The 16,397-nt window shown below is 67.2% G+C and carries 10 protein-coding genes; 8 read left to right on the top strand and 2 right to left on the bottom strand.

All coding sequences use genetic code 11. From position 1 onward, the window contains the following. Window positions 1–268: 268 nt before the first annotated feature. Window positions 269–2,599: a TonB-dependent receptor gene (locus tag C1922_RS10955; protein ID WP_108749776.1), complete on the bottom strand. Its 2,331-nt coding sequence runs from the start codon at window positions 2,597–2,599 to the stop codon at window positions 269–271. Window positions 2,600–2,764: 165 nt separating this feature from the next. On the opposite strand from C1922_RS10955, the gene C1922_RS10950 reads away from it, so the two are divergent. The 8 genes from C1922_RS10950 (at window position 2,765) to glgX (ending at window position 15,499) form a co-directional block, all read left to right on the top strand. Continuing rightward, window positions 2,765–3,085, top strand: coding sequence for a hypothetical protein (locus C1922_RS10950; RefSeq protein WP_108749775.1), 321 nt, complete (start codon window positions 2,765–2,767; stop codon window positions 3,083–3,085). A 281-nt stretch (window positions 3,086–3,366) separates the two neighbouring features. Then, on the top strand, window positions 3,367–4,911 hold the full coding sequence (glgA, locus tag C1922_RS10945; RefSeq protein ID WP_108749774.1) for a glycogen synthase GlgA: 1,545 nt from the start codon (window positions 3,367–3,369) through the stop codon (window positions 4,909–4,911). Next, window positions 4,848–7,142: a 1,4-alpha-glucan branching protein GlgB gene (gene glgB, locus C1922_RS10940; RefSeq protein WP_234413290.1), complete on the top strand. Its 2,295-nt coding sequence runs from the start codon at window positions 4,848–4,850 to the stop codon at window positions 7,140–7,142. Before glgA ends, glgB begins: the two co-directional genes overlap by 64 nt. Continuing rightward, window positions 7,139–8,860 (top strand): malto-oligosyltrehalose trehalohydrolase, encoded by a 1,722-nt coding sequence (gene treZ / locus C1922_RS10935; RefSeq protein WP_108749772.1) that lies wholly within the window; start codon window positions 7,139–7,141, stop codon window positions 8,858–8,860. The genes glgB and treZ overlap by 4 nt, the downstream gene beginning before the upstream one ends. Then, entirely contained in the window at window positions 8,857–10,695 is a 1,839-nt protein-coding gene (locus C1922_RS10930) for a 4-alpha-glucanotransferase (protein ID WP_108751569.1), read from the top strand. The genes treZ and C1922_RS10930 overlap by 4 nt, the downstream gene beginning before the upstream one ends. Beyond that, window positions 10,692–13,232 carry a malto-oligosyltrehalose synthase gene (treY, locus tag C1922_RS10925; RefSeq protein ID WP_108749771.1) on the top strand — a complete coding sequence of 847 codons (2,541 nt, stop codon included), beginning with the start codon at window positions 10,692–10,694 and terminating at the stop codon, window positions 13,230–13,232. The genes C1922_RS10930 and treY overlap by 4 nt, the downstream gene beginning before the upstream one ends. Beyond that, entirely contained in the window at window positions 13,219–13,392 is a 174-nt protein-coding gene (locus C1922_RS10920; RefSeq protein WP_108749770.1) for a DUF2934 domain-containing protein, read from the top strand. The genes treY and C1922_RS10920 overlap by 14 nt, the downstream gene beginning before the upstream one ends. Continuing rightward, window positions 13,379–15,499, top strand: a complete 2,121-nt coding sequence (gene glgX / locus C1922_RS10915) for a glycogen debranching protein GlgX (RefSeq protein ID WP_108749769.1) — start codon at window positions 13,379–13,381, stop codon at window positions 15,497–15,499. The genes C1922_RS10920 and glgX overlap by 14 nt, the downstream gene beginning before the upstream one ends. A 49-nt stretch (window positions 15,500–15,548) precedes the next feature. Here glgX and C1922_RS10910 read toward each other — a convergent pair whose 3' ends face one another. Beyond that, window positions 15,549–16,187, bottom strand: a complete 639-nt coding sequence (locus C1922_RS10910) for a hypothetical protein (protein ID WP_159091950.1) — start codon at window positions 16,185–16,187, stop codon at window positions 15,549–15,551. Between the last annotated feature and the right edge of the window lie 210 nt (window positions 16,188–16,397).

Here is a 16,397-nt window from a genome sequence, read left to right as displayed (position 1 = left end):
CGCAGCGCCAGCGCTGGCCAACACCGGCGCCACCGGCGCCTGCCCAAGCGACAATCCGCGGCAGAGCTGGATCACTACGCCCGCGCAGACCAGCGGTGTGCACAGGCCATGCACCCCGGTGCCGCCTGCGGCCCAAAGTGCGTGGGGCAGGTGGCCCGGCATCCGCTGGGGCAGCCAGACAGCGCAAAGCACGGCCACGAAGTAGCCTGCGGCCGCCCCGTGCAGGCAGGCGCGCAGTCTCGGTCTGCTGTACACGCGGATAGTGCCCTTACAGCTTCACGTTCAGCCCGATCTGGAAGCCGCGCCCCGGCAACGGTGCGATGTACTTCAACGGCGAGTTGTGCGGTCGCGCATCTTCGTCCAGCAGGTTGCTGCCGTTGACGAAGACCTCCAACGCCGACACATACGCATTGCGGATCGGGAAGGCATAGCTGACCTGCATATCGACCAGGGTGAAGGCAGGCAGCGGAATTTCCTCGCTTACGTTCCGGCCCAGGTACTGCTGGGTGTCGTAGTAGGTGCCGGACAGGTGTGCCTTCCAGCCGCCGCGCTGCCAGGCCACGTTCGCGCCGTAGCGGTTGGTGGGCATGTTGGGCAGGTACTGGCCATCGTTGTGGGCGCGCAGTGAATCGGGGTGGTCGGCCTTGTTCTTCACCAGATCGGAGAACGCCGACAGCTGCAGGCTGCCGTAACGCCCCAGTTCCAGTGCCTGCGACACATCCACCTCAAACCCCTTTACCGTGGTGTCGGTCTGCTTCCAGTATTTCAGCGGCAGGCGGTTGGCAGTCTGCAGGCCGGAATAGCCCAGGTAGAGATAGTTCTCGTACTTCATCTCATACGCGGTGGCCGTGGCGTCGAAGCCCGCGTTGCTGAAGGCCAGCGTGAACTCCTGGGTCTTGGCCCGCTCCGGTTTCAGCGCCTGGTTTCCTTCTTCCTGGGTCATGGTGGAGTAGTGCGCATTGCTGGCGTAGAGCTCGTTCACGTCGGGGGCGCGCTGTGAATCGGCGTAACGCAGGGTCGCCGCGAACCACTTGCCCAGCTTGAAGTAGCCACCTGCGCTGTAGCTTTCCAGGTTGAAATCCCGGTCCTTCAAGCTTCCGTTGGGGGAGTTGCGGCCACTCTGGAAGCGGCTGGCCTGGATTTTGTGATCGATCTTTTCGTGCCGATACCCAGCGTCGAAGGTGGCCCACGGCAGGGTCAGCGTCTCCTTCACGAACAGCGCCTTTGCCTGCGTATCCACGTCGGGCAGGTAGCGTTGCGGGCCACTGCCGGTGACGGAGCGGGACTGATAGCGGGTTCCCAGCTGGCCGGTCAACGCACCCACGCGGCGATGGTTCAACACAAGCTCGCCCTGGTAGGTTTCAAAAGCGTACTGGTTGGCCTTGCTGGCGCCCAGGTATTCACCGGCAGTGCTGCTGAGCTTGGACAGATTCACTTCGGCGCCGTCCAGCAGTGGCAGTGGTTCGCGTACGTTGGCCAGCACCGTATAGGTGTCCTGCTGCAGCTTCACGCCCACCGGGCGGCCCTGGCTGTAGTCCGAACCGAAGGACAGGTTCTCCATCGAGAAGCCCGGTACGCCGTACTCGCTGTCCTTGCTGTCGATGCTGGCGGCCACGTAGCCGTGATCGAAGAAATAGGTCGTGCCCACGGCAAGATGCGTATTGCGGAAGTAACTGTTGCCCAACGTGCCGGAGTAGTTCGGCGTGACATCGCGGTTGATCTGCTGCTGCACGTACGACGGTGTGCCCTGCACGTACTGCGGGTTGGCCGGGTTGACGTAGGTCTTGCCCATCCACACCGAGGTAGGCTGGCTGGTGAAGAAGGAGAAATCACCGTCCGCCCAGTCCGGGTTCTCGGTCATGAACTGGTCGATGAAGGGCTGCGAGGCCTTGTTGTAGACCCGCTGCACGCGCGCTTCCTTCTGGCAGGCATCGGCCAGTGCACTGTTCACACCGCCAGCGGCGGGAAACAGCTGGGTGTCGCACACACTGGCCTTGCTGTTGCCGGGAATATCGTAGTGGGAGATGCGCTGCACCGACATCTGCAGGTTGGTGGACACATTGCGCTGGTTGTTGAAGTTCATGCGGAAGCCCTGCGCGTCGGCGGCGTTGAAGCCCTGGCGCAGCAGCAATTCCATTTCCTGGTCCGTGGTTTCCATCTGCCGCGAGATGAGCCCGGTATCGATGTTGACGCTGCCGCCGATGGCGTTGCCGCCGTAGCGCACGCTGTCCGAAGACTTGTTCACCGTTACCTGCTTCACGAACAGCGGGTCGAACGGCACGTTGATGTTGCCGCTGATGGCATTCATGCCGAGGATCGAATGGCCGTCCTCCAGCAGCTGCACGCGGTTGCCGCCCAGGCTGCGGATCACCGGCGCGCCAGCATTGGGCCCGAAGGCGCTGCTCTGCACGCCCGACACGTGTTCCAGCATCTCGCCCAGCGTACGACTGGGACCATCGGTATTTTCGACGACCACAACCGAGTCGACCTTGGAAAGGCGATCGGCGCGGACATCCAGCGTGGGCAGCGTGGTGTTTTCGGCGGCGCAGGCGCCATGGACAGCAAGCAGTACAGCAGCAGCAAGAACGTTACGACGCATACATCCCCCGGAAAAGAGACCGGATGTTATAACATCACATTTGTGGCGGCAAGCACCCCAATACGCGTGTCGCTCTCCAACGTGATGGCTCGTTTACCATGCACGCCCACACTCGTTCTGTCCTTGAATCATGATGTCTGCGCACCGCGCCGCCCAGGTACCCGCATGAAAGTTGAACTGCAGCGCCAATCGCTGCGCTTGAGCCTGGACCATGGCGAACTGACTGCGTTGCTGAGCGGGGAATCCGTGGAGAACATGACCCGCTTCGGCGGCCTGGAAGGTTGGGGCCTGGCGCTGTCGTTGCATGCGGGTGAACAGCCGGTGCTGCTGGATGGCGGCACGTTCTGCCGGCTGGTATTGCCCCGTGCAACTGTGCAGCCGCTGGCAGAGCGGGGGACGGCGCCGGTGCAGCAGGTGCTGTACCTGGACGATGGCAGCACGCTGCAGGTGCAGGTTCTGGTCGTGCCGGCCCAGCCCCGCGCGTAACGGCCCAAGGGGACGCCGTTGCCCCCGTCGCAAGGCCTGCCCCCGCGCCGGCCAGTTGGGCACCGCAGGCCAATGGCAGGCCGCATCGAAGAATGTGTACTGAGCTCATGCAGCACTGTCACAAATAGATCGCCATCACTTCACAGCTGTTTGATATGGAACAGGGCACATTCGCGTAGAGCCTACGCGCACGTCCCCCACGTTCCGCGACGACTTCCTTTCCAGCACACGCGCCCAGCAGGGCGCCGCTGGCGTCTGCCTGACTGATTCAGAGAACCATCATGGCCCTCGATCTCGTCGCCGGTTCCCCATACGACTCCGTGGCAGACACCGTGCTGCCAGCGCCCGGTGCTGTGCCCATCGGCACCCGTCGCGGCCCCTCAGAGCCCGTTGAACTACCCGCGCTGGTGCAGCGGGTGCTGTTCGTGGCGACCGAGATGGCCGACTTCATCAAGGCCGGTGGCCTGGGTGATGTCGCTGCGGCGCTGCCACGGGCCGTACGGGCCGGATGTGATGCGCGGGTGTTGCTGCCGGGCTATCCCGAAGTGCTGCAGCGCCTGCCGCAACTGCGGGAAGTGGGCCGTATCGACGGCCGCGCGGGGCTTCCCGCCTGCACCGTCGGCATGGCGTTGCAGGCCGACGGGCTGCCGATCTACGTACTGCTGTCGCCGGCGCTGTATGAGCGCGAAGGCTCGCCCTATGTGGATGCGCAGGGCAGGGAGTGGCAGGACAACGCGGTGCGCTTCGCCACGCTTTCGCATGCCGCCGCCGAGCTCGCGGCGGGCAGGGCGGGACTGGACTGGACGCCGCAACTGCTGCATCTGAATGACTGGCCAGTAGCGCTGGCCGCGGCCTACGTGCGCTGGGATCGCACCGCCGTGCCGACCCTGCTGACCATCCACAACCTGGCCTACCAGGGGCTGTTTCCCTTCGCACTGGCGCCCGCGTTGGGCGTGCCGGCCGAGCGTCTGGACGAACTGCACTTCCACGGTCAGATGTCTTTCCTGCAGGGCGGTATTGCCAATGCAACGCGGCTGAACACGGTCAGCCTTCGCTACGCGCAGCAGATCACGGCGGTCGAGGATGGCTGTGGCCTGCACGAACTGCTGGCGCATCGCGCTGCCGGCGGCCACCTCAGCGGGATCGTCAACGGCATTGACGCCAGCTGGGATCCGCGTCGAGACACCCACCTCAAGGCCCGCTTCGGCGTTGGCCAGTGCGCTGGTCGCGATGCCAATGCGCAGGCCGTGCGCCAGGCCTTCGGCCTGCAATCGTCGCAGGGGCCGCTGTTTGCGGTGGTCTCGCGGCTGGTCCACCAGAAGGGCCTGGACATCACCTGCGATGTCGCCCCGCAGATCGTGGCCGCCGGTGGCCAGCTGGTGGTGATCGGCGGCGGAGAGCCACAGGTCGAGGCGCAGGTGCAGGCGTTGGCGCAGCGTTACCCCGGTCGGGTGGGCGCGTTCATCGGTTTCGAGGAAGGCCTGGCGCGGCAGATGTTCGCCGGGGCAGATTTCCTGCTGATGCCGTCGCGCTTCGAGCCCTGTGGCCTGAGCCAGATGTACGCCCAACGCTTCGGCTGCCTGCCGGTCGCGCACGCCACCGGCGGCCTGGTGGACACGGTGGAAGATGGCGTGACCGGATTCCTGTTCCACGGCGCCAACGCCGACGGGCTTCGCCGCTGCGTGGAGCGGGCGATGCGCACGTTCCGGTTGCCGGCGCTGATGCAGGCCATGCGACGCGCCGCCATGCTGCGGCCCGGTGGATGGGAAAGCGCCGGGCGCGCTTACCTGGCGCTGTACCAGCAGACCTGCGGGGTGGCCGCATGACCGACGCAGGACGCGGCGTGGACGCGCCGGAGCACGAGCCCCTGGTGCTGGGTGAAAGCGCGGGGCCGCTGCCGCCGGAGCTGCATGATCTGTTCCATGCTCGCCCTGCGGACGCCTTTGCATGGCTGGGACCGCATGCCGATGACCGTGGCGGGCGCGCGCTGCGCGTGCTGGTGCCGGACGCACGGCGGGTGGAGGTGGTCACATCCGATGGCACGCGCTGGGACCTGCGCAGCACGGAACTGCCGGGGCTGTTTGAGGGACCTGCTGGCGATGATGCGGTTCCACTGCTGGCGTTGCATTTCCCGCACGGTATAGAGCAGGTGCACGATGCCTATGCGTTTGGCCCGCTGCTGGACGAGGCCCTGCTGCAACGCATCCACCATGGCGATGCGGAGGCGATGCGCACACTGGGCGCGACCGCGATGACGCTGCACGGCATCCAGGGCGTGCGCTTTGCCGTGTGGGCACCGAATGCCCGACGCGTGGCCGTGGTCGGCGATTTCAATGGATGGGATGGCCGCCGCCACCCAATGCGCCTGCGTCATGCGGCTGGCGTGTGGGAGCTGTTTGTTCCGGGCGTGAAGGCGGGCGCGTGTTACAAGTTCCGCATCACCGGTGCGCAGGGCCAGGTGCTGCCGGACAAGCTCGATCCGATGGCACGCTGGGCGGAACGGGCGCCTGCCACGGCCTCGCGGGTGGTTGCCGATGCGCCACTGGCGTGGAGCGATCAGGCATGGCTGCAACGGCGTAACCAGTTGGGGGTCGAGGCGCCGCTGTCGATCTACGAGGTTCACGCCGGATCGTGGCAGCGCCAGGAAGACGGCAGCGTGCTGGACTGGGACATGCTGGCCGCGCGGCTGATCCCGCACGTGACCAGCCTGGGATTCACCCATGTCGAGCTGCTGCCCATCAGCGAGCATCCCTTTGGTGGCTCGTGGGGCTATCAGCCGCTCGGCATCTATGCACCCACGGCGCGCTATGGCAGCCCGGAGGCCTTTGCCCGCTTCGTCGACCGCTGCCATCAGTCCGGCCTGGGCGTGATCGTGGATTGGGTGGGTGCGCACTTCCCGGATGATGCCCATGGCCTGGCGCGCTTCGATGGCACGGCGCTGTACGAACATGCCGATCCGCGCGAAGGCAAGCATGCCGACTGGGACACGTTGATCTACAACTACGGTCGCAACGAAGTGGCGGGCTATCTGGTGGGCAGCGCGCTGGAGTGGATCGAGCGCTTCCACATCGACGGACTGCGCGTGGATGCCGTTGCATCCATGCTGTATCGCGATTACAGCCGCCCCGACGGGCAATGGGTGCCCAATGCACAGGGCGGGCGCGAGAATCTGGAAGCGGTGGCCTTCCTGCAGCGGCTGAACCAGACCGTGCGTGAGCGCTTCCCGGATGTGCTGATGATCGCCGAGGAGAGCACGGCCTGGCCGGGGGTCACCCGCGCGGTCGCCGAGGGTGGCTTGGGCTTTACCCACAAATGGAACATGGGCTGGATGCACGACACGCTGCAGTACCTGCGGCGCGATCCGGTGCACCGCCAGCACCATCACAGCGAAATCAGCTTCGGGCTGGTGTATGCGTTCTCCGAGCGTTTCGTGTTGCCGCTGTCGCATGATGAGGTGGTGCACGGCAAGGGCTCGCTGTTGAACAAGATGACCGGTGAGCGCGGCCAGCAGTTCGCCCAGCTGCGCGCGTACTACGCCTTCATGTGGGCACACCCCGGCAGCAAGCTGCTCTTCATGGGTGGGGAATTCGGCCAGGCCGGCGAGTGGGCCCACCAACGCGGCTTGGAGTGGGGCCAGGCCGGAACGCCCGAAGGCGGCGGACTGATGCGGCTGGTGGCTGACCTGAACGCGCAGTTGCGGCAGCAGCCGGTGCTGCATCGGGACCCGTGTGATGAACGCAGCTTTGCCTGGAGCGTGGCCGATGACAGCCGCAACAGCGTATTCGCGTTCGTGCGGCAGGATCCTGCAGGCGTCGCGCCCGCGCTGCTGGTGGTCAGCAACTTCACCCCGGTGCAGCGCGATGGCTACCGGGTCGGGGTGCCGGCAGCGGGCCGATGGTCGGAACGGTTGAATACCGACAGCCACCACTATGCCGGCGGCAATGCCGGCAATCTGGGCGCGCTGGTGAGCGAGGCGCGTCCCATGCATGGCCATGCGCAATCGCTGCGGCTTACGCTGCCGCCAATGTCGACGCTGTATCTGCAGGTTGCGCGATGACCGCAGACGCGCGCCTGGGCGCGTGGCCGGTGGAAGATGGCGCAGTGGCGTTCCGGCTGTGGGCCCCGGATGTGGCGCAGGTCGAGCTTGTGCTGGCTGGTGCAGCGATACCGATGCGCCGGGAGCCGGATGGCACCCACTGGGTTCATTCCGCTGCGGGGCATGGCGACCGCTACCGCTTTCGTCTGCCCGACGGCACTGATGTGCCGGACCCCGCATCGCGCTGGCAACCGGAGCGCGTGGAGGGACCGAGTGCCGTGGTCATGCCAGACCGCCACGTCTGGCTGACCGGACCGGGCCCGCGGGTTGCCTGGCAGGACATGGTGATCTACGAAGTGCATGTTGGTGCGGCGGGTGGTTTCGCCGCGCTCATCGCACAGCTGCCCATGCTGGCCGAGACAGGCATTACCGCGATCGAACTGATGCCGGTTGCGCAGTTTCCAGGCACGCGCAACTGGGGCTACGACGGTGTGTTCCCGTATGCCCCGGCGCAGGCCTATGGCGGCCCCAACGCACTGAAAGAGTTTGTTGACGCGGTCCATGCGGCGGGCATGGCGGTGCTGCTGGACGTGGTCTACAACCATTTCGGGCCGCAGGGAAACCACTTGTCCCGGTACGCCAAGGCATTTTTCCGCAGCGGCCAGAGCACGCCGTGGGGCGAGGCGATCGACTTCACGCAGCCGCAGGTGCAGCGCTTCTTCATCGACAACGCACTGATGTGGCTGCAGGAGTACCGGTTCGACGGCCTGCGCCTGGACGCCGTGCATGCCATCGCTGACGACCGCTTCCTGCGGCAGCTCAGCGATACCGTGCGGACGCAGGTGCCGCATGCGCACCTGGTGCTGGAGAACGAGCGGAACCAGGCCCGCTGGCTGCGCGGTGCCTACCAGGCACAGTGGAACGACGACTTCCACAATGCGCTGCACGTGCTGCTGACGGGCGAGCATGAAGGCTATTACGCTGCCTACGCCGGCCGCGCCGAGGAACTGTTGGCGCGCTGCCTGGGGGAAGGCTTCGCCTGGCAGGGCGAGCCGGATCTGCACGGCGTGCCCAGGGGCGAACCCAGCACGGACCTGCCGCCGTCCCGCTTCGTGGTGTTTGCGCAGAACCATGATCAGGTGGGCAACCGCGCATTCGGTGAGCGGTTGAGCATGCTGGTTGCAGCGCCGCTGCTGGACATGGCCACCGCGCTGACCGTGCTGACGCCGATGGTGCCTCTGCTGTTCATGGGCGAGCCGTGGCAGGCCAGGTCACCCTTCCTGTTCTTCACCGATTTCGAGCCGCCGCTGGGCGAAGCAGTACGCGAGGGGCGCCGGCGCGAGTTTGCCGGGTTCAGTGCCTTTGCCGATGCCGCATCGCGCGCGCGTATTCCCGATCCGAACGATCCGGCCACGCTGCACGCCTCCTGCGTGATGCCGCCCGGCGATGACCCCGCGTCGCAGGCGGCATTGGCGGGGTTGCGCACGCTGCTGGTGTTGCGCCGACGCTATCTGCAGCCGGAGCTGGAGCACGCGCGCTCACTGGGCGCGACGGTACTCGGCCCCGGCGCTGTGCAGGCGGGCTGGCAGCTGCCTTCCGGGCAGTGGTGGATCGCCACCAACGCGGGCCCCGCGCCGGTGGCGCACTCGCTTCCCGAGGGCGAGCGACCCTTGCCGCTTGCGGACGGCCCACGGCTTGCGGCCCGGGGTGGCCTGCAGCTGCGGTGGGTGCCGGCATGAGGGCCGATGCAGCGCTGCAGGCCGCTGCGCGTTCGGCCGGGCTGCTGGCCGAGTGGGAGGACGTTTCAGGTCGTCCCTGCACGGTGTCACCGGATGTGTTGCGCGCGGTGCTGGCGCAGTTGCAGCCGCAGGCGGAACGCGTGGAGGCCCCGCTGCTTACCGCTGTCTGTGGTGAATCGGTGGTGTTGCCCGCTGCTTCGGGTGCGGCAGGCTGGGTGGATGAGGCGGGCTGGGCACACGACGCGCGGCCGGATGGCCGAGGTGGCTGGACGGTGCCGGATCAACCGGGCTATTGGCACTGGCAACAGGGGCAGCGGTCCATCGCCATCGCGGTGGCGCCGCAGCAGGCGTGGTGGCCAGCGCAGCTTGGCCGCGTCTGGGGCCTGGCGGCGCAGGTGTACAGCCTGCGCGGCGAGGCCGACGCGGGGATCGGTGACAGTGCCGGGTGCGCGCCGTGGCTGCAGCGCCTGCGCGAGCAAGGCGGGCACGCATTGGCGCTCAGCCCGATGCATGCCGGCTTGCCGCCGACGGCGGGTTACAGCCCGTATTCGCCCAGCGACCGCCGCTGGTTGGACCCGTTGCAGGCATCGCTGCTGCAGGGGGTGCCGGACGCGGCCCGTGCCGCGCTGGCAAGCGAGCCCGCCCTGGTCGAGGCCGTGTTGGCCGCCACAGCGGCGCGGCGTATCGATTGGCCCGGCGCGGCCGACCTGAAGTGGCGATGGTTGCGCCGGGCCAGGGCGGAGGTGCAGCACCAGCAGCCGGTGTTATGGCGTCAGATCAGCCAGTGGCGCTCCGAATCCGGGCCCACGTTGCAGGCGTACTGCGCGCTCGCCACCGACCCGCGTAGCGGCGATGCTGACGATCACGCCTTCGCACAATGGATGGCGCGGCGCTGCTGGTCGCAGTTGCAGCAGGAGGCACGTCGCGATGGCGCCGCGATTGGATTGATCGCCGATCTGGCCGTCGGCTGCGCGCCGGACGGTGCCGAGGCGCGCTCGCAGCCGCAGGCCATGCTGGCCGGTCTGGAACTGGGCGCGCCACCGGATGCCTTCAACACGCAGGGCCAGGCCTGGGGCATCACCGGCTTCTCGCCGCTGGCCCTGCGCAACCAGGGCTACGCGCCGTTCATCAATCTGCTGCGGGCGGTGATGGCCGACAGGGGCGGTATCCGCATCGACCATATCCTGGGATTGCATCGGCTGTGGGTGCTGCCGCGCGGGGCTTCTGCCGGCGAGGGTGTCTACCTGCAGTTTCCGTTGGATGATCTGTTGAACCTGCTGGTGCTGGAGTCCTGGCGGCATCAGTGCGTGGTCATCGGCGAAGACCTGGGGGTGGTGCCCGCAGGCATCCGCCAGCAGCTGGCCAGCCGTGGTGTGCTGGGCGTGGACGTGCTGCCGTTCACGCGCGATGCGAGCGGCTTCCTGGCGCCTGCTGCCTGGCGGCGCGACGCCGTCGCGATGCCTTCAACCCATGACCTGCCGCCACTGGCGGGATGGCTGCGCGGGCGCGATCTGCGCTGGCGGGCGCGCCTGGGTGAGATGGCCGATCTACCCGCTGCCATGGCACAGCGTCGCGCCGATGCGTTGGCGCTTGCGCAGGCCGCGCACGGTGACGACGTGGAAGACGCTGCACTGGAGCGGCTGGCCGCCACGCCGTCACGGTTGGCGCTGCTGCCGCTGGAGGACGCGCTGGGGCTGCGCACGCAGGTAAACCTGCCCGGCACCGTCGGCGTCCACCCGAACTGGCGGCGGCGACTGCCCCTGCACGGGGATGAGCCTGCACTGCAATCGCGGCTAGGGCGCATCAGCGCCGGTCGCGGCGGAGCAGGCCGATGACCGCGCTGCGCGCCACCGCCCGCCTGCAGTTGCACGCCGGCTTCGACTTCGCTGCTGCCGCGGACCAGGCAGCCTATTTTTCGTCGCTGGGCGTCAGTCATCTGTATCTTTCGCCGATTGCGGCGGCCATGCCCGGTTCCGGCCACGGCTACGATGGCATCGACCCCACCCGCATCAGCCCGGAACTGGGCGGTGAAGCGGGCTTCCTCCACCTTGCTCGCCGCGCCCACGCGCATGGACTGGGCCTGATCCTGGACTGGGTGCCCAACCACCTGGCGGCCGCGCCACAGAATGCCTGGTGGTCGGATGTGCTGATGCATGGCCGACGCAGCCGTTACGCATACTGGTTCGATATTGACTGGGATGCCGCAGCCTGCGGGCAGCGCCTGTGGCTGCCGGTACTGGATCGGCCGCTGGAAGCGGCCATCGGGTCCGGCGTGCTGCGCGTGGAGGAGGACGGCGATCTGCCCGTGCTGCGCCACCACGACCTGCGCCTGCCGTTGTCACCGCGCAGCTATCCATTGGATGGTGGTGGGCGGCAGGGTTGGGTGGCGCGCTGCAATCGTTCTGCCGAGCGCATGCATGCGCTGCTGGACCGGCAGCACTACCATCTGGCGTGGTGGCGCACCGCCGGTGACCAGGTCAACTACCGGCGTTTCTTCGACATCACGACGCTGGTTGCGCTGCGGGTGGAGCGTGAGGACGTGTACGAGGCGGTGCACGCGCTGCCGCTGCGCCTGGTTCGCGAGGGCCGTGTGGATGGGCTGCGCATCGACCACGTTGATGGGCTGTCCGACCCGGACGCCTATCTGGCGCGGTTGCGCGCCTGCCTTGACGCGGCGGCGGCAGAGGGCGGCCGCGCGGGCCATGAGATCACCCTGCACGTGGAGAAGATCCTGGCCGAGGGCGAATCCTTGCCAGGCCGGTGGTCCTGCGATGGCACCACCGGCTACGACTTCATGGACCAGGTGGGCGCATGGCTGCATGACGATGCTGGGACCGGCGCGCTGACTGCACAGTGGCACGCCCGTGCGGGGGACCGGCGTACGGTTGATGAGGTGCAGCGGACGGCCCGCGACGCGCTGCTGGACGGTTCCCTGCATGCGGATCTGCAGCGACTAGGGGTCTGCATGCGGCAGGTGCTGGATGCAGCGGCACGGCAGGCCGATGTGAGTGACGCAATGCTGCGCAGGGCGGTGTGTGCGCTGCTGCGTTGCTACCCGGTGTATCGCCCGTATCATCTGCAGACCGAAGCCGAGCACGCTGCCCTGCAGCGCGCCAGTAAAGCGGCTGCCGAAGGGCTGGATGAAGCCGGACGCACAGCGTTGCGTCTGCTGGTGGATGCCTTGCAGGCCCCGGAAGCGGACGTGCTGCGCGTGCGCTTCGGCCAGCTCTCGGCACCGCTGAACGCCAAGGCGGTGGAGGATACCGCCTTCTATCGCTATTACCGCCTGCTGTCGCGCAATGAAGTGGGCAGCGACGCGCAGCGGATCGGTCTTGATGGCAGCGAGCTGCTTGCGCTGGCACAGGCGCGTGCGCAGCAGCACCCGCTGGCGATGCTGGCGTTGGCCACGCATGACCACAAGCGCGGACCGGAGGCGCGGGCGCGCCTGGCGCTGCTGAGCAGTGATGTGGCCGGGTGGCAGGCGGCGCTGGCGGACTGGGAGCGGCGCTGTGATGCGGTGGGCATGGCCATGCCACTGCCCGCTGCCGAAGCCTATGCGCTCTGGCAGGCGCTGGTCGCAGCCTGGCCGATGCAGGGCAGGCCAGAGGCGGATTTCGCAGCCCGGATGCAACAGTGGCTGCGCAAGGCCCTGCGCGAGGGCAAGCGGATCAGCAGTTGGCTCGACCCCGATCTTTCCTTGGAAGATCCGGCGTGTGCGTGGCTGCAGTCACTCCTTACCGCCAGCAGCCTGCAGGATGTCCGCGCCGCTCTGGCTGCGTTTGTTCAACGCCTCGCGCCTGCCGGCGCCAGCAACGGGCTTGCACAGCTGTGCCTGCAGTTGTGCCTGCCAGGTGTTCCCGACATCTACCAGGGCACCGAGTTCTGGGATCTGAGCCTGGTCGACCCGGACAATCGGCGCGCGGTCGATTTCGCGCAGCGCGCACATGCACTGGCCGATGATCGATCGTGGGCAGCGTTGCTGCAGGACTGGCACAGTGGATCGCCCAAGCTGCGGCTGCTGGCCGCGCTGCTGCGATTGCGCAACGACAATGCCCCGCTATTCCTGCAGGGCACGCTGCGCAGGCTGTCCGAAGCGGAGTGCACGCGCCTGGTCTTCGTACGTGAGTACAGGGGCCAGCAGTTGCTGGTGGCGGTCAGGCGGGCGGGGATGGAACAGCCTGCCGGCCCGGGCCTTGCTTGGCAGGACGCGGCGCAGCCGATGGTGGCGGGGGTGCCGCAGCGACGCATGCGCAACGTGCTGGATGGTCGCACGCAGATGTTCAACGGTTCCGCCACCGACGCGCTGCTGTTTGCGGGCAGTCCGGTGGCGGTGTGGATTAGCCAGGAGAGTGGGGCAGATGGACAGCAGTGAGCGGCGACGCCGCATCGAATTGTTGGCGCACCAGATCTGGGAGGCCGAAGGGCGCCCGGATGACCAGCAGCAGCGGCATTGGCACATGGCAGAACGCCTTGTTGAAGCAGAAATAGCGGCCCTGCATGCGGCTGAGGACGAACACGATGGCAACGCGTAAGTGGACCCAGACCTCGCGCGTGCGCGAAGGCCGCCCTTTCCCGCTGGGCGCGACCTGGGACGGCCTGGGAGTGAATTTCTCGCTGTACTCGCGGCATGCCACCAAGGTGGAACTGTGCCTGTTCGATGCGCGCAACCGGGAAGTCGAACGGATCGTGCTGCCCGAGTACACCAACGAGGTGTGGCATGGCTATCTGCCGGATGTGCGGCCGGGCCAGCGCTATGGCTACCGCGTGCATGGACCGTACGCCCCGCGGGACGGGCATCGCTTCAACCCCAACAAGCTGTTGCTGGACCCGTATGCGAAGCAGATCGTGGGTGAGATCAAGTGGGCGCCGCACCTGTTCGGCTATACCCTGGGCCACCGCGATGCGGACCTGAGTTTCGACCGTCGCGACAGCGCGCCGTACATGCCGCGCTGTGCGGTGATCGATCCGGCCTTCAGCTGGGGCGGCGAGCGCGCGCCAGCGACCGCCTGGGACCGATCGGTGATCTACGAGGCACACGTGCGTGGCTTGACCATGCAGCACCCCGGCGTACCGCCGGCCGAGCGCGGCACGTTTTCGGCGCTACGCCACGACGCGGTGGTGGACCACCTGGCGTACCTGGGGGTGACCGCGATCGAGCTGCTGCCCGTGCATGCCTACGTGGACGACCAGCAGCTGCTGGAGCGGGGGCTGCGGAACTACTGGGGTTACAACACCATCGGCTTCTTCGCACCGCAACCGCGATACCTGTCACTGGAGACCGTTGCCGAGTTCAAGCAGATGGTGGCGCGGCTGCACAGCGCGGGCATCGAGGTGATTCTGGATGTGGTCTACAACCACACCGCCGAAGGCAATGAGCTGGGGCCCACGCTGTCGTTCAAGGGCATCGACAACGCCAGCTATTACCGCCTTGCCGAGGACCGTCGCTACTACATCAACGATACCGGCACCGGCAACACCTTCGACCTGACCAATGCCGGTGCCTTGCGCATGGTCATGGATTCGCTGCGCTACTGGGTGACCGAGATGCGCGTGGATGGTTTCCGTTTCGACCTGGCCACCATCCTCGGCCGCGAACGCCATGGGTTTGATCCGTCGGGCAGCTTCCTTGATGCGGTGCGCCAGGACCCGGTGCTGAGCCAGGTGAAACTGATTGCCGAACCGTGGGATATCGGCCCGGGCGGCTACCAGCTGGGGCAGTTCCCGCCGGGCTGGGCCGAATGGAACGACCGTTTCCGTGACACCGCCCGTGCGCTGTGGCGCGGCGATGCCGGGCAGCTGCCGGAGTTTGCGGCGCGCTTCACCGGATCGGCCGATCTGTTCGACCATCACGGCCGCCGACCGTCGGCCAGCATCAACCTGGTCACCGCCCACGACGGCTATACGCTGCATGATCTGGTGAGCTACAACGACCGCCACAACGAGGCCAACGGCGAGGACAACCGCGATGGCCATTCGCATAACCTGTCGTGGAACCACGGCGTGGAAGGCGATACAGACGACGAAGGCATCCTCGCCCTGCGTGCACGGCAGATGCGCAATCTGCTGGCCACGCTGCTGCTGGCGCAGGGCACGCCGATGCTGCTGGCCGGCGATGAGTTCGGCCATTCGCAGCGCGGCAACAACAATGCCTATTGCCAGGACAATCCACTGAGCTGGATCGACTGGGAACGCGCAGCGCTGCCCGGGCCGCAGGCGCAGGCCGCGTTCGTTCGGCGCGCGCTTGCACTGCGCCGGCGCTATGGCCTGCTGCGGCGCAATCGCTTCCTCACCGGTGACTACGATGAATCACTGGGCATGCGGGACATCGAATGGCGGCGGCCGGACGGCGAGGCCATGGGCGAGAGTGATTGGCACGATGCGGAGCAGCGTGCCCTGCTGATCGTGCTCGATGGCCGCAGTCCGGACAGCGGCCTGCGCGAACCCGGACGCCACGTCAGCCTGGCCCTGTTGCTGAATCCGAGCGACCAGCCGCAGCAGTTCCGCCCGTCCGACCAGGTGCTTTCGTTCCGCCGGGTGGTGCTGCAGACCGATGAGGCGCCGCTGGACATGGACGAGGAAGGGCAATGGACGCTGCCGGCGCGCAGTCTGTGCCTGTTGGCATCGAGCAGCGCGGCGTGACGCTGGGCGCGGGATAACGGGTAGCGCCGGGCCATGCCCGGCGCAGGGTTCACCGCTGCAAGGGGAAGCCGATCTTCTCATGGCAATGCTGCGCAAGGTCGCGGCCTGCACCCCTCATGTACAGAATCCCTGCGTCGCCGAAGAACTGCGATAGCGCCGCTCCGGTTTCGATGCCGGCATGCCCGGAGCGTCTGGCTGCCTCTGACAGGAACGCATCAGCGCGCGGATCGTGACCGCCTGGCAGATCGGCACGTGCAAGAGCGCCTTCGATCAGGAGCTGGGCACAGGCGCCGGCCAGATAGGCATCGGGTTCGCGTTGCCTGGAGCGCCGGGCGTGGCCTGCCAGCGCGCTGGCGATATGCTGGAACTCGTGCGCGGTGGTGGCGATCACGCGCCGGCGCAGCACATCGGTGTCCGGGCCGTGCGGGAACCAGAAACTGACGGTCTGTCCCGGCGGCTTTGCGTGTGGCAACTGCCGCCAGATGCCACCTCCGTCGCTCACTATCGTGAGGCGATAGCGCAGCGGGGTCCACTCAAGCCCAACGGCCTGCAGCGGTAGCCCAGCAGAGCGTGCGGCCGCCTCGCAGAGCTGTGACGCCTGCTTGGCTGAAAGCGTGTCATCTGCCCAGAGAACCCGTGTTGAAATGGCGGACCATCCGCACTCGGTGGATCGATTGGGACGCTCCATGCTTTCCGGGCCGGGAAGCACAGACACTGTGCTGACTTTCAGACGGGAAGCAGGGCCTCGCAGCACGGTGGCATATCCGCCCTCGGCGCCTACCAGGTCACGGGGAGGAAGCTCGATGGAATGGCATGCACTTGTGGCCACAAGGACGGCCGCCAGCCCTGCGTGGCCCCCGACGGCGAAGCCCCGTTGGCTGCGCGTGGACTGGCGGCA

It is taken from the genome of Stenotrophomonas sp. ZAC14D2_NAIMI4_7 (assembly GCF_003086675.1).
In the GTDB taxonomy this organism is placed as follows: Bacteria; Pseudomonadota; Gammaproteobacteria; order Xanthomonadales; family Xanthomonadaceae; genus Stenotrophomonas.
Note: the sequence above shows the minus strand (reverse complement) of the source record. Positions and strands in the feature narration are given on the sequence as shown.